The organism is Pseudomonas sp. Irchel s3f19, from assembly GCF_900187555.1.
GTDB classification, from domain to species: domain Bacteria; phylum Pseudomonadota; class Gammaproteobacteria; order Pseudomonadales; family Pseudomonadaceae; genus Aquipseudomonas; species Aquipseudomonas capeferrum.
In genome coordinates this window covers 411,346-425,564 of sequence record NZ_FYDW01000001.1, presented here as the reverse complement: position 1 = coordinate 425,564, position 14,219 = coordinate 411,346, and the positions used below count along the sequence as shown (strand labels likewise).

Sequence of the window (14,219 nt, the reverse complement as noted above, 5' to 3'; positions counted from 1 at the left end):
CATGCCCTTGTAGCCTTCACCTCACCTCAAAAGCTGGCCTTCACCGACACCATGAAATTACGCGGTTCCCCATAGTAGTTGCCAAAGGTCTCTGTCCCGATGCTGGCGTAATAGCGCTTGTCGAACAGGTTGTTGCCGTTAAGCGCCACCGACCAAGTCTCATCGATCCGATACCCGATCCGCCCGTTCCACACCGCATACCCCGCCTGGCTGATCTTCTCGCCACTGGCCGGCGAAAGCCGGAAGTTGTCACTTTGCGCATTCACCCCGGCGCCAATGCTGACCCGCTCCAACGCACCCCCCAAGGTGTACTCACCCCACAAGCGCAACACATGGCGAGGCACATAGCTGTTGAACGCCGCGCCATTCAAACTGCTGTCGATATCATCCAGCGTCTTGGTCTGGGTATAGGTGTACCCCGCCAGCAACTGCAGCCGCTCGATCACTTCACCGCTGAGCTCGGCCTCGAACCCTTGGGCACGCACCCGGCCGGCGTTCACGTAGCAATAACCATCGGATGACGGGCAAGACGAGTTGAAGTCGGTTTGCGCCTGGTCTTTCTGAATGGTGCGGAACAGGTTGAAGGCGCCGTTCAAACGGCCGTCGTACCAGGCACCCTTGATCCCCAGCTCATAGCTCTGGCCCACCAGCGGTTTGAGCGTCGAGCCGTCTTCTGCCCGGTAGTTGCCTTGCGGGGTGAAGATGTCCGAGTAGCTGGCGTAGGCCGTCAGGTTCTCGTTCAAGTCCAGCAGCACGCCGGCAAATGGTGTGACCTGCCCGGTCTCACGGGTGTTGGAGGGCTGCGATTCACCGCTTCTGATGAAGACGGAATCCGTCTTGGAGTCGTACCAGCTCACCCGGCCACCGACCACCACGGTCAACGGGTCGGCCAGTTTCAAGCGCAGGGTCGAGTAGAGGCCCTTTTGCGTGGTCTTGCTCTTGACCGGCCCGCCGCGCGACGAGTTTTCGATGAAGTAACTGTCATCGGGCTCGGGGATGAACTTGTCGGGGTTGAACACATTCTGGCGCTGCGGCAGAAACGCCACCGAGTAAAAGTCGTCCTTGTTCGAGCGGCTGGCGTTCATGCCCAGCACCAGTTCATGCTGCTGGCCGAACGCGTCGAACTTGCCATCCAGGTAGGCGTCCAGGCCGTAGTCGACCTGGTCGTAGTCATACATGCTGCCCAGCATGCCGGTGGTGTCGATGCCGGGCGTTACCGCGCCCGAAGCGAAGGCGTACTTGATGTCCTGGGTGTTCTTTGTATAAACACTGGCAACTTTGAGCTTCCAGTCTTCATTGACCTGGTGGGTGAGGTCGCTGAACACGGTAGTGCGCTTGCTGCGCCAGGTGTTCCAGGAGGGGTCGAGGCAGGTCGAGCGGCTGAGGTTGAGGTCGCTGCGGTCCTTGTAGCGCGGCAGGCCACCCCAGCACGGGTTGGCGTCGACATCTTCATAGGCAACACCCAGCCCCAGGGTCGTGTCGGGGCTCAGGTCGAAGTCGAGCGCGCCGTAATACACCTGGTCCTTGCGGTTGGCGTCGTCTACAAAATAGTGCCGGCTCTGCTCGGCCACCACCGCCCGGCCACGCAGGGTGCCGGCCGCGTTCAGCGGGCCGCCGGTGTCGATCTGCCCGCGGTAGTTGTCCCAGCTGCCACCGGACAAGGTGATGTCGGTATGCGCATCGGCAAGGCCACGCTTGCGCACGAAGTTCACCCCGCCTGCAGTGCCGCCCGAGCCCTTCATCATGCCTGCAGCGCCGCGCAGCACTTCGACCCGGTCGTAATACGCCATGTCACTGCTGAAGCTGTCGGCCTGGACATACAGGTTGCCCATGTCCAACGGCACGCCGTCGTACTGGTACTGGCCCGACATGCGGAACCCGCGCGAGTAGAAGTATTTGCCGCCCATGGTCGAGTCGTACACGGTAATGCCCGGCGTCTTCTCCATGACCTGGTCGATGGTGTACAGGTTCTGGTCGTCCATCATCTTGCGCGTCATCACCGTGACCGATTGCGGCGTCTCCTTCAGCGAGTGCTCGCCCTTGCCGATGGTCACCGCGCCGGTGGTGTACGAGCCGCTGTTTTCAGTGGTCGCGCCCAGCACCTGGCTGGTGATGTTGGTGGCCCCCAGCTCCATCGCCGAACCCGAAGACGGCACGGCCCGCAGCACATAGGTACCGTTTGACTGCGGCTCGGCCTGCAGGCCGCTGCCTGCCAGAATCTGGGTGAAGCCTTCGCTGACACCGAATGCCCCTTTGAGCCCTGCGCTGTGCAAGCCGTCGGTCTGCTTGGCATCGAACGACAGCGCAGCCCCCGCTGCACTGGCATAGCGGCTGAGCACTTCGGTCAGGCTGCCCCCGGCAATGTCGAACGTCCTGACGCCGTTCTGCTGCACCGGCACCTGTGCCGCGAACGTCATCATGGGCCAGGCACCCGCAGTGGTTGCCGCCAACAGCCCGATTTTTATCGTCGTCGCCAGACGACCACGCTTGAACACTCCAGACATGCCAATCCTCCCCCAGAAAACGATCAATGAATCCCATTGGGGGATGAGCCGAACGATGCGAACAAAAAGTGCAAAAGCGCCGGAAGTTTTTTCAACTCACAGCGCCAGTGGGCTGTCAGGCGGTGACACGTTGACCCAAAAACGGCTGAAGCGCGTGACGCGCAGCGCAAAGCCACTTTCCAGCGCCGCCAGCGCCCGGTCGGTGTCATCGATCGGGAATGCGCCCGATACCTTCAATTGCGCAATGCGCGGATCGCAGCGCAGCACCCCGCTGCGATAGCGCGACAGGTCGGCAAGCAGTTCGGCCAAGGGGCGATCGAGGGCAATGATGCTGCCTTGCTGCCAAGCCCCCACAGACGCGTCGTTGCGCCGTAGTGCCCCCACCGAGCGGTCAGAAAAGGCAATGGATTGCCCAGCCTCCACACGCACGGCCAGAGCACCGCTGGTCGCCCTGACTGCCACCGCTTTTTCGAGGACCGCCACTTCACCGCCCAGCGCTTGGGCGCGCACGATAAAGCGCGTGCCCAGCGCGCGTACCTGGCCATGCCGGGTGTGCACCGTGAACGGCCGTTGCGCGGGGTCGACAGCAGTGGTGACCAGAATCTCACCGCGCAGCAGTTCCAGCACCCGTTGCTGGCCGTCGTACTTGAGGTTCACCGATGTGTCGGTGTTGAGCAGCAGCGAGCTGCCATCGGCCAGGCGAAATGTACGGCGTTCACCGACGGCGGTGCGGTAGTCGGCAAACTGTTGCTGGGCAGTGTCGCTGCGCCAACCCAGCCAGCCCAGCGACGTCGCCGGCACCAGCACGACCACGCTGCGCAGCAACTGGCGCCGAGAGCGCTCGGCACCGCGCAGGGCAGGTGCCGCCAGGGCGCCGGGCACGCTTGTCATCTGCTCGCCCACGGCGGCCATGCGTTGCCAGGCTTGGCGGTGAACCGGGTCGGCAACCAGCCAGTCGTTCCAGGCGCGGCGGTCGGCATCGGTTGCGATGCCCGAATGAAGCCTTGCGTACCAGCGGGCGGCGACGCTGATGGCTTGCAACTCGGCAGGCGAAAGGCTCATGCCTGTTGCAACTGCATCAAGCAGCAATGCTCCATGGCCTTGGCCATGTAATTGTTGACGCTGCGTACGCTGATGTTCAGTTGCTCGGCAATCTGCGGGTAGGTCAGGCCATCGAACTGCGACAGCATGAATACCTGCTTGACCTTGGTGCCAAGCCCTTGCAGCAGACGGTCGATTTCCACCAGTGCCTGCAACAAAATCGCCTGTTCCTCCAGCGAAGGCTGCAGCGCTTCGGGCAGGGTAGCCAAGGCCTCCAGGTAGGCTTGCTCCAGTGAACGCCGGCGGATCAGATCGATCAACAGGCCTTTGGCGATTCTCGACAGGTAGGGGCGCGGCTCGCGAATGTCCAGCGCGCTGCGTGCCTTGATCACCCGCACGAAGGTGTCTTGCGTCAGGTCGGCGGCATCGAACGCATTGCCCAGGCGCTTGCGCAGCCAACCATTGAGCCAGCCGTGGTGCTCGCAGTACAGGTCGTTGACGGCGCTACGCAGGGATAGATCGTTGGCGGACATGGTGATGGAATAGTTCGCGAGTGGTAATGAATCTTATTGTCGTGCGGCCTGTGGTTGCTTTGCAAGCGCCGCGCCGCTGACGAATGTGTCTTTGCCCTCCACGAACGGGTCGCTGCCCTACAGCGATTGAAGAAACGCACGAATCGCCTGGCGCGCCTGGGCACCGAGCGCTACTTAGCGTTGCCGGGCTATTTCGGCCTCACCGTCATGCCAGACAATGGCCTCCTCCAAAGGCTTGAACAGCGCCGCCTCGAAACCTCAGCCTGATGTATCAACTTCCAAAAACGCCGCTTCCAGCAATTGCCGCGTATACGCATGCTGCGGCGCATGGAAGATGGCCTGCGCATCCCCTTGCTCCACCACCTGCCCCTGCTTGATCACCATCAGCTGATGGCTCAACGCCTTGACCACTGCCAGGTCGTGGCTGATGAACAGGTAGGTCAGGTTGTACTTCTGCTGCAGGCTGCGCAGCAACTCCACCACCTGCCGCTGCACCGTCCGGTCCAGCGCCGACGTCGGTTCATCCAGCAGAATCAACGCCGGCTTCAGCACCAGCGCCCGTGCAATCGCAATGCGCTGGCGCTGGCCGCCGGAGAACTCGTGGGGGTAACGGTGCCGGGTGCGCGGGTCCAGCCCCACTTCCTCCAGCGCCGCAATGATCGCCGCCTCTTGCTCTTCAGCCGTACCGATGCGGTGAATCCGTAGCCCTTCGCCCACGATGTCCGCCACGCACATACGTGGGCTCAGGCTGCCGAACGGGTCCTGGAACACCACCTGCATCTGCCGCCGCAATGGGCGCACGTCCTTCTGGTTCAACCCTTCGAGGTGCTGGCCATGAAAGCGAATGCCGCCCTGGCTTGAAATCAACCGCAAGATGGCCAGCCCGAGCGTCGATTTGCCCGAGCCACTCTCACCGACAATCCCCAGCGTCTGCCCCTGGGGCAAGCTGAAGTTGATGCCGTCCACCGCCTTCACATGGTCGACCGTGCGCCGCAAGAAGCCTTTCTTGATCGGGAACCAGACCTTGAGGTCATCCACTTCAAGCAACGGCGCACCGACCGGGTTGTGGGCAGGCTGGCCGCTTGGTTCGGCATTGATCAGCATCTGCGTGTAGTGATGCTGCGGCGCACTGAACAGCGTCGCGCAATCGGCCTGCTCGACAATCTGCCCACGTTGCATCACGCACACGCGGTGGGCGATCCGCCGCACCAGGTTGAGGTCATGGCTGATCAACAGCAGCGCCATCCCCAGCCGCGCCTGCAGTTCCTTGAGCAGGTCGAGAATCTTCAACTGCACGGTCACATCCAGCGCCGTGGTCGGTTCATCGGCAATCAGCAACTCCGGCTCGTTGGCCAGCGCCATGGCGATCATCACCCGCTGGCGCTGGCCGCCCGACAGTTCATGGGGCAGTGCCTTGAGGCGTTTGTGGGGGTCGGGAATACCCACCAGCTCGAGCAGTTCCAGGGTCCGTGCGGTGGCTTGCTTGCCGGTCAGGCCCTTGTGCAGCAAGAGGATCTCGTTGATCTGCTTCTCGATGCAGTGCAAGGGGTTCAGCGAGGTCATCGGCTCCTGGAAGATCATCGCAATGCGGTTGCCACGAATATGCCGCAGGGCCTTCTCGCTCTGCTGCAGCAGGTCCTTGCCCTCGTAGTGGATGCTGCCGCTGGGGTGGCGGGCGAGGGGGTAGGGCAGCAGGCGCAGGATCGAGTGGGCGGTCACCGACTTGCCCGAGCCGCTCTCGCCGACCAGGGCCAGGGTCTCGCCCTTGCGGATGTCGAAGCTGATGCCGTCGACCACGCGGTTGACCTGCTCGCCGGTGACGAACTCCACCGCAAGATCACGCACTTCGATCAGGTTGTGTTCGCTCATGTCATTTCCTTGGGTCGAAGGCATCGCGGGCGGATTCACCGATGAACACCAGCAAGCTCAGCATCACCGCCAGCACGGCGAAAGCACTGATGCCAAGCCACGGCGCCTGCAGGTTGGATTTACCCTGGGCGACCAGCTCGCCCAGCGACGGCGAGCCGGCGGGCAGGCCGAAGCCGAGGAAGTCCAGGGCGGTCAGCGTGCCGATGGCGCCCGTGAGGATGAACGGCATGAAGGTCATGGTCGAGATCATCGCGTTGGGCAGGATGTGCCGGTACATGATCGCGCCGTTGCGCATGCCCAGGGCGCGGGCGGCGCGCACGTATTCGAGGTTGCGGCCACGCAGGAACTCGGCGCGCACCACGTCCACCAGGCTCATCCACGAGAACAGCAGCATGATCCCCAGCAGCCACCAGAAGTTGGGCTGCACGAAACTGGCGAGGATGATCAGCAGGTACAGCACCGGCAACCCCGACCAGATTTCCAGGAAGCGCTGGCCGGCAAGGTCCACCCAGCCCCCGTAGAACCCCTGCAGGGCGCCGGCGATGACGCCGATGATGGAGCTGAGGATGGTCAGCGTCAGGGCGAACAGCACTGAAACGCGGAAGCCGTAGATCACTCGCGCCATCACGTCGCGGCCCTGGTCGTCGGTGCCCAGCCAGTTGTCCGCCGAAGGTGGGGCCGGCGCCGGCACCTTGAGGTCGTAGTTGATGCTCTGGTAGCTGAACGGGATCGGCGCCCACAGCACGAAGCTGTCCTTGTTGGCCAGCAGCTCGCGGATGTACGGGCTTTTGTAGTTGGCTTCCAGCGGGAACTCGCCGCCGAAGGTCGTCTCTGGGTAGCGCTTGAAGGCGGGGAAGTACCACTCGCCGTCGTAGCGCACGGCAATCGGTTTGTCGTTGGCGATCAGCTCGGCACCCAGGCTCAGGCCGAACAGGATGAGGAACAGCCACAACGACCACCAACCTCGGCGGTTGGCCTTGAAGCGCTCGAAGCGCCGTCGGTTGAGAGGGGACAAGGCCATGTCAGTGCTCCCGGCTGGCGAAGTCGATACGTGGATCGACCAGGGTGTAGGTCAGGTCGCCGATCAGTTTCACCACCAGCCCGAGCAGGGTGAAGATGAACAGGGTGCCGAAGACCACCGGGTAGTCGCGGTTGATCGCCGCCTCGAAGCTCATCAGGCCCAGGCCGTCGAGCGAGAAGATCACCTCGATCAGCAGCGAGCCTGTGAAGAAGATGCCGATGAAGGCCGAAGGGAAGCCGGCGATCACCAGCAGCATGGCGTTACGGAACACATGCCCGTACAGCACCCGTGAGCGGCTCAGGCCCTTGGCCTTGGCGGTGACCACGTACTGCTTGTTGATCTCGTCGAGGAAGCTGTTTTTGGTCAGCAGGGTCATGGTGGCGAAGTTGCCGATGACCAGCGCGGTGATGGGCAATACCAGGTGCCAGAAGTAGTCCAGCACCTTGCCGGTGGTGGACAGCTCGTCGAAGTTGTTCGAGGTCAGCCCGCGCAGCGGGAACCAGTCGAAGTAACTGCCGCCGGCGAACAGCACGATCAGCAGGATGGCGAACAGGAACGCCGGGATGGCATAGCCGACGATGATCGCCGAGCTGGTCCAGACATCGAAGTGGCTGCCGTGGCGCACGGCCTTGGCGATGCCTAAGGGGATAGACACCAGGTACATGATCAGCGTGCTCCACAACCCCAGCGAGATCGACACCGGCATCTTCTCGATGATCAGGTCGATGACCTTGGCATCGCGGAAGAAGCTGTCGCCGAAGTCCAGCTGGGCGTAGTTCTTGACCATGATCCACAGGCGTTCAGGCGGCGATTTGTCGAAGCCGTACATGCGCTCGATCTCGGCCACCAATGCCGGGTCCAGGCCCTGGGCGCCGCGGTAGCTGGAGCCGGCCACGGAGACCTCGGCACCGCCACCGGCGATGCGGCTGGTGGCGCCTTCGAAGCCTTCGAGCTTGGCGATCATCTGCTCGACCGGGCCGCCAGGCGCGGCCTGGACGATGATGAAGTTGATGACCAGGATGCCGAACAGGGTCGGGATGATCAGCAGCAGGCGGCGCAGGATATAGGCCAGCATCTCAGTTGGCCTCGGCCGGGGTGGCGTCGCTGACAGCCGGGGTCACGCCGGGCTTGATCCACCAGGTGTCGATACCGATGTCGTACTTGGGCGACACCTTGGGGTGGCCGATGTGGTTCCAGTAGGCCACGCGCCAGGTCTTGATGTGCCAGTTGGGGATCACGTAGTAGCCCCACAGCAGTACGCGGTCGAGTGCGCGCGCATGGTTGATCAGGCTCTGGCGTGATTCGGCATTGATCAACTGCTCTACCAACTGGTCGATGGCCGGGTCGCGCAGGCCGATGAAGTTGCGGCTGCCAGGGTTGTCGGCAGCGGCACTGGACCAGAACTCGCGCTGTTCGTTGCCCGGCGAATTGGACTGCGGGTAACCCCCGACGATCATGTCGAAGTCGCGTGAGCGCAGGCGGGTGATGTACTGCGAAACGTCGACCCGGCGGATGTTCAGGTCAATGCCCAGGTCGGCGAGGTTACGCTTGAACGGCAGCAGGATGCGCTCGAACTCGGTCTGGGCCAGCAGGAACTCGATGGACACCGGCTTGCCGTCCTTGTCGACCATCTTGTCGTCGACGATCTTCCAGCCGGCGTCCTGCAGCAGCTTGTAGGCCTGGCGCTGCTGTTCGCGGATCATGCCGCTGGCGTCGGTGACCGGGTTGTGGAAAGCCTCGCTGAAGACTTGCTCGGGCACTTTGCCGCGCAGCGGTTCGAGAATTTTCAGCTCGTCAGGCGTGGGCACGCCCCGGGCGGCCATGTCGGAGTTTTCGAAGTAGCTGGCGGTGCGGGTGTAGGCACCGTTGAACAGCTGCTTGTTGGTCCACTCGAAGTCCAGCAGCAGGCTCAGCGCCTGGCGCACGCGGATGTCCTGGAACACCGGTTTGCGCAGGTTGAAAATGAAGCCCTGCATGCCGGTGGGGTTGCCGTTGGGCAGCTCTTCCTTGATCAGGCGGCCATCGCGGACCGCCGGGACGTTGTAGGCGGTGGCCCAGTTTTTTGCGCTGACCTCCAGCGCATAGTCGAACGCCCCGGCCTTCAATGCCTCCAGTGCGACGGCCGTGTCGCGGTAGGAGTCGAAGGTCATGGCATCGAAGTTGAACTGGCCGCGGTTGATCGGCAGGTCCTTGGCCCAGTAGTCCTTGACCCGCTCGTAGCGGATGGTGCGCCCGGCCTTGACCTCGGCGACCTTGTACGGGCCGCTGCCCAGGGGGATTTCCAGGTTGCCGCGGTTGAACTCGCGGCTTTCGTACCAGTGCTTGGGCAGTACCGGCAGTTGGCCCAGAATCAGCGGCAGTTCGCGGTTGTTCTGGTGCTTGAACTTGAACAGCACCCGTAGCGGGTCTTCGGCGACCACTTCGGCGACGTCGCCGTAGTATTGGCGGTACAGCGGTGCGCCGTCCTTGATCAGGGCGTTGAAGGTGAACACCACATCCTCAGCGCGCATCGGGTGGCCGTCATGGAAGCGCGCTTCGGGGCGCAGGTAGAAGCGTACCCAGCTGTTGTCCGGGGCCTTTTCGATCTTGCCGGCGACCAGGCCGTATTCGGTGAACGGCTCGTCCAGGCTCTGGCGCATCAACGTGTCGTAGATGATGCTGATGTTCTCGGCCGACACGCCCTTGTTGATGAACGGGTTGAGGCTGTCGAAGCCACCGAAGCTGGACTGGCGGAAGGTGCCGCCCTTGGGGGCATCCGGGTTGACGTAGTCGAAGTGCTGGAAGTTGGCCGGGTACTTGGGCGCCTCGTCGTAGAGCGTAAGCGCGTGTTGCGGCGCGGCCAGGGCCGGAAGGCTCAGGCAGGCCAGCAGCAGGCTGCCGGCCAGCCGGCGCAGGCGGTGCGTTGGCATCATTGGGCTTTCTCCGAAGTCTTGATCCACCAGCTGTTCAGCCCGAGGGTATAGGGCGGCGTGGTGACAAAGGCGAACCGGTTGCGGTAGGCCAGGCGGTGATTGTCGAGGTACCAGTTGGGGATCATGTAGTACTGCCATGAAAGCACGCGGTCCAGGGCGCGGGCGGCGGCCACCTGGTCATCGCGGGTGCGCGCGGCGAGCAAGGTGTCGAGCAGGTGGTCGACCACCGGGTCCTTGACCCCAGCATAGTTCTTGCTGCCTTTGGTCGCGGCCTGGCTTGAGTGAAAGTACAGCCACTGTTCGAGGCCGGGGCTCAAGGTCTGGTTCAGGGTCATCAGAATCATGTCGAAATCGAACTGGTCCAGGCGTTGTTTGTACTGGGCGCGGTCCACGGTACGCAAGCGTGCGTCGATACCGATGCTGGACAGATTTTCGACATAAGGTTGCAGGATGCGTTCGAGGTTGGGGTTAACCAGCAGCAACTCCAGGCGCAGTTGCTGGCCTTTGCTGTCCACCAGGCGCTGGCCGTTCAGCTTCCAGCCGGCTTCGCCGAGCAGGCTCAGGGCCTCGCGCAGGGTCTGGCGATTGATGCCGCGGCCGTCGGTCTGGCTGACTTTGTAGGGTTCGCTGAACAGTTTTTCCGGCAACTGGTCACGGAACGGTGCCAGCAACAGCCACTCCTTGCCGGTGGGCAGGCCGGTGGCGGCGAATTCGCTGTTGGGGTAATAGCTGGTCGAGCGGCGGTAGGCGCTGCTGAACAGGGCGCGGTTGGTCCACTCGAAGTCGAGCATCAGCCCCAGCGCCTGGCGCACTCGGGGGTCGCTGAAGGCAACCCTGCGGCTGTTCATGAACAGGCCTTGGGTCTGGGTTGGGATGCGGTGCGGGATCTGTGCCTTGATCACATCGCCACGGCGTACCGCCGGGAAGTTGTAGCCATTGGCCCAGTTCTTTGCCTGGTGCTCGATGTAGATGTCGAACTCACCGGCCTTGAACGCCTCGAACGCCACGGTGGCGTCGCGGTAGAACTCGTACTCGACCCGGTTGAAGTTGTACTTGCCGCGGTTGACCGCAAGGTCCTTGCCCCAGTAGTTCTTTACCCGCTCGAACACCAGGCGGCGCCCGGGCAACACCTGGGTGATGCGATAGGGCCCACTGCCCAGCGGCGGCTCGAAGGTGGTGGCCTTGAAGTCGCGGCCTTGCCAGTAGTGCTTGGGCAACACCGGCATTTCACCCAGGCGCAGGATCAGCAGCGGGTTGCCGGCACGCTTGAAGACAAAGCGAATACGCAGGGGCCCGAGGATGTCCACCCGCTGCACTTCTTGCAGGTTGGTGCGGTAGATGGGGTGGCCATCCTTGAGCAGCGTGCGATAGGAGAACGCCACGTCCGCCGCGGTGATCGGGCGGCCGTCATGGAAGCGTGCCTGCGGGCGCAGGTTGAACACCACCCAGCTGCGGTCTTCGCTGTACTCCACCGAGCGCGCGATCAGGCCGTAGCTGGAGGTGGGTTCGTCGCCCGAGGGGTCGTACTGCCCGGTGCCGATCATCAGCGGTTCGTTCAGTTCGCTGATGCCGTACTGCTGGAAGTTCGGCGTGGTAATCGGGCTCGAACCCTTGAAGGTGTAAGGGTTGAGCGTGTCGAAGGTACCGAATGCCATGGCCCGCAAGGTGCCGCCTTTGGGCGCTTGCGGGTTGACCCAGTCGAAGTGGGTGAATGTGGCTGGGTACTTGAGCATGCCGAACTGCGCGTATCCGTGGCTTTCGCTCACCATCGCGACGGCGGGAAAGCTCAAGGCCAGGCTGAGTGACAGCAGGAGGGGACGTATCAAGTCGGCATCCGATCCAGAGGCGTTGGGCTTTGATCGAGTACAGTAACAGCTTGGTGGGGTTGGAAAAAGAGAGGTTTTGAAGGCGGTTGATCGTTTGAGGAAAGCTAAACCTGCAGGAGCGGCCTTGCGTCGCGAAAGGGCCGCAAAGCGGCCCCTGGCATTACATCAGTGAGAGAGGTAAACGGTCAGCGTCTGCCCTGGCTTGAGCGCATGCCCGCTGCGCGGGTTCCAACGCTTGAGGTGTTTCATTTCGACATTGAAACGCTTGGCCACCAGGTACAGCGAGTCACCCTTGCGTACTTTGTACTGGGTCGAGCGTTTCGAGGACGCCGCCACCCGGTTACCGGCGGCACTCGGCGCATTGCCGCCGCGCAGAGCCAGTACCTGGCCGGCCCGGAGGCTGTTGCCGGACATACGGTTCCAGCGCTTGATGTCCCTGACCGATACGCGGTTCGCCTTGGCAATGCTGCCCAGGTTGTCGCCACGCTTGACCCGGTAGCTGCGCGCTGCCACTGGGGCCTTGGCTTCGGCCACGGCGCGGGCGAACACGGCCTTGTTCGGCTGCAGGCTGATCAACTGCTCAGGCTTGAGGTTGGACAGGCTGGCGGACAGCAGTTGCGCCTTGGCGGTGGGCACCAGCAATTGCTGGGGGCCGTCTACAGTCATGCGCTTCTTGAAGGCCGGGTTGAGCTGGATCAGCTCGTCTTCGTCGATGTCGGCGAACGCCGCAACGCGCGAAAGGTCGAGGCGATCATTGATGGCGACCGCCTCGAAGTAGGGTTCGTTGGCAATCGGGTTCAAGTTGACGCCATAGGCATCCGGAGTGGACACCACCTGCGACAGGGCCAGCAGTTTAGGCACGTAGTCGCGGGTTTCCTGCGGCAGGGGCAGGTTCCAGTAATCGGTTGGCAGGCCGAGCTTTTCGTTGCGTTCGATGGCGCGGCTGACCGTGCCTTCACCGGCATTGTAGGCGGCCAGGGCCAGCAACCAGTCGCCGTTGAACATGTCGTGCAGGCGGCTCAGGTAGTCCAGCGCGGCGTTGGTCGAGGCGGTCACGTCGCGACGGCCGTCATAGAAGTTGGTTTGGCGCAGGTTGAAGTGGCGGCCGGTGGACGGGATGAACTGCCACATGCCTGCCGCATGGGCGCGCGAGTAGGCCATCGGGTTGTAGGCGCTTTCGATGGCTGGCAGCAGCGCCAGCTCCAGCGGCATATCGCGTTCTTCGAGGCGCTCGACGATGTAGTGCAGGTAGAGGCTGCCGCGCTCGCCGGCGCTTTCGATGAAGCGCGGGTTGCTGGCGAACCACAGGCGCTGCTGCTCGATGCGCGGGTTTACGTCGATGCTGTCCTGCAGGGTGAAGCCCTGGCGCATGCGCTCCCACACGTCCTGCGGCACCTGCTCGGCCGGCTTGATCAGTAGCGGGGCCGGCTTGTGCTTGATCCGCGCCTGATAGTTGTGCGCGCGAACGCTATCGGATTCGTCGAGCTGACGGGTGCTCTGGCAGCCCACCAACGTGGCGGCCAGGGCCAGCGCACTGATTTGGGCCAGACGCGTCAGGGCGACGGAATGAGAGGTTCTGCGGCTACGGGAAGACATCGGCTGGGACAGGTATCCGGGCGAAAAATTTCGGCGATTCTAGAAACCGCTACCGGCCTGGTCAACCTTTGACCCTCACATGCGATATATCTTGAGGTTATCAGAAGGTGTCCTTCCAAGACCTCAAGGCAGCAAAAACAGCGACATGCGTGGTGTTTGAATGTCCCTTCCATTCGTCTGCTTTTTGTTTAACGGATGTTTCAGTCGTGCGAATAAAGGGGTTGGTAAGCCGTTCCAGGCCAATCGTTGATGGCAATGTGATGCGATTGTCGGCGCGTAGCCGGGTAACCTCGTCGAAGCGCTGCAGAACGTGCGGGTTTTGTGGCTCCACTGCCTTGGCAAAGCGCAGGTTGCTCAGCGTGTATTCGTGGGCGCAATACACCTCGGTGTGCGCCGGCAGGGCGGCCAGGCGCTGCAGGGAAGGGTGCATCTGTTCGGCAGTGCCTTCGAACATGCGCCCGCAACCGGCGGCGAACAGCGTGTCGCCACTGAACAGCAAGGGTGTGGCTGGTTGCGCTGAGTAAAAGGCGATATGCCCCAGTGTATGGCCAGGTACGCCGATGACCTGGAACGCCAAGCCCAGCACGCTGATTTCATCGCCGTCTGCCAGTGCGGCGTCGCGGGCGGGAATCTGCTCGTTGGCCGGGCCGTAGACCTTGGCGCCGGTCAATTGCTTGAGCCGTTCGACACCGCCGACATGGTCGTTGTGATGGTGGGTCACGAGGATGTCGCTCAATATCCAGTCGGGGTTGGCCGCCAGCCAACGTTCCACTGGGCCGGCGTCGCCGGGGTCGACCACCGCGCAACGGCGTTTGGCAGTATCCTGTAACAACCAGATGTAGTTGTCGGAGAAAGCGGGGAGAGCATCGATCTGTATCATGGTGCGGATCCGTATCGCCAAGCGTGGGACATGAGGG

Annotated in this window: 10 protein-coding genes; all 10 read right to left on the bottom strand. The window is 62.7% G+C overall.

Going from position 1 to position 14,219, the window contains the following annotated elements:
- Window positions 1–26: 26 nt before the first annotated feature.
- Complete coding sequence (locus CKW22_RS01945; RefSeq protein ID WP_095063684.1) at window positions 27–2,504, bottom strand: TonB-dependent siderophore receptor; 2,478 nt, start codon at window positions 2,502–2,504, stop codon at window positions 27–29.
- 96 nt (window positions 2,505–2,600) lie between these two features.
- Window positions 2,601–3,566 (bottom strand): FecR domain-containing protein, encoded by a 966-nt coding sequence (locus CKW22_RS01940; protein WP_095063683.1) that lies wholly within the window; start codon window positions 3,564–3,566, stop codon window positions 2,601–2,603.
- Complete coding sequence (locus CKW22_RS01935) at window positions 3,563–4,078, bottom strand: sigma-70 family RNA polymerase sigma factor (RefSeq protein WP_033699223.1); 516 nt, start codon at window positions 4,076–4,078, stop codon at window positions 3,563–3,565. The genes CKW22_RS01940 and CKW22_RS01935 overlap by 4 nt, the downstream gene beginning before the upstream one ends.
- Before the next feature lie 258 nt (window positions 4,079–4,336).
- Window positions 4,337–5,947, bottom strand: coding sequence for an ABC transporter ATP-binding protein (locus tag CKW22_RS01925; RefSeq protein WP_047581242.1), 1,611 nt, complete (start codon window positions 5,945–5,947; stop codon window positions 4,337–4,339).
- 1 nt (window position 5,948) lies between these two features.
- The gene (locus tag CKW22_RS01920; RefSeq protein ID WP_033699218.1) at window positions 5,949–6,968 is read right to left on the bottom strand and encodes an ABC transporter permease; all 1,020 of its coding nucleotides are present in this window, start codon (window positions 6,966–6,968) and stop codon (window positions 5,949–5,951) included.
- Window position 6,969: 1 nt separating this feature from the next.
- The gene (locus CKW22_RS01915; RefSeq protein ID WP_033699217.1) at window positions 6,970–8,043 is read right to left on the bottom strand and encodes a microcin C ABC transporter permease YejB; all 1,074 of its coding nucleotides are present in this window, start codon (window positions 8,041–8,043) and stop codon (window positions 6,970–6,972) included.
- Window position 8,044: 1 nt separating this feature from the next.
- A complete protein-coding gene (locus CKW22_RS01910; RefSeq protein WP_095063681.1) occupies window positions 8,045–9,880 on the bottom strand; it encodes an extracellular solute-binding protein in 1,836 nt (611 codons plus the stop codon).
- Entirely contained in the window at window positions 9,877–11,706 is a 1,830-nt protein-coding gene (locus CKW22_RS01905; RefSeq protein WP_218192453.1) for an extracellular solute-binding protein, read from the bottom strand. The genes CKW22_RS01910 and CKW22_RS01905 overlap by 4 nt, the downstream gene beginning before the upstream one ends.
- 165 nt (window positions 11,707–11,871) lie before the next feature.
- Complete coding sequence (locus tag CKW22_RS01900; protein WP_033699211.1) at window positions 11,872–13,302, bottom strand: lytic transglycosylase domain-containing protein; 1,431 nt, start codon at window positions 13,300–13,302, stop codon at window positions 11,872–11,874.
- Window positions 13,303–13,402: 100 nt separating this feature from the next.
- Entirely contained in the window at window positions 13,403–14,182 is a 780-nt protein-coding gene (gene gloB, locus CKW22_RS01895) for a hydroxyacylglutathione hydrolase (protein WP_033699209.1), read from the bottom strand.
- Between the last annotated feature and the right edge of the window lie 37 nt (window positions 14,183–14,219).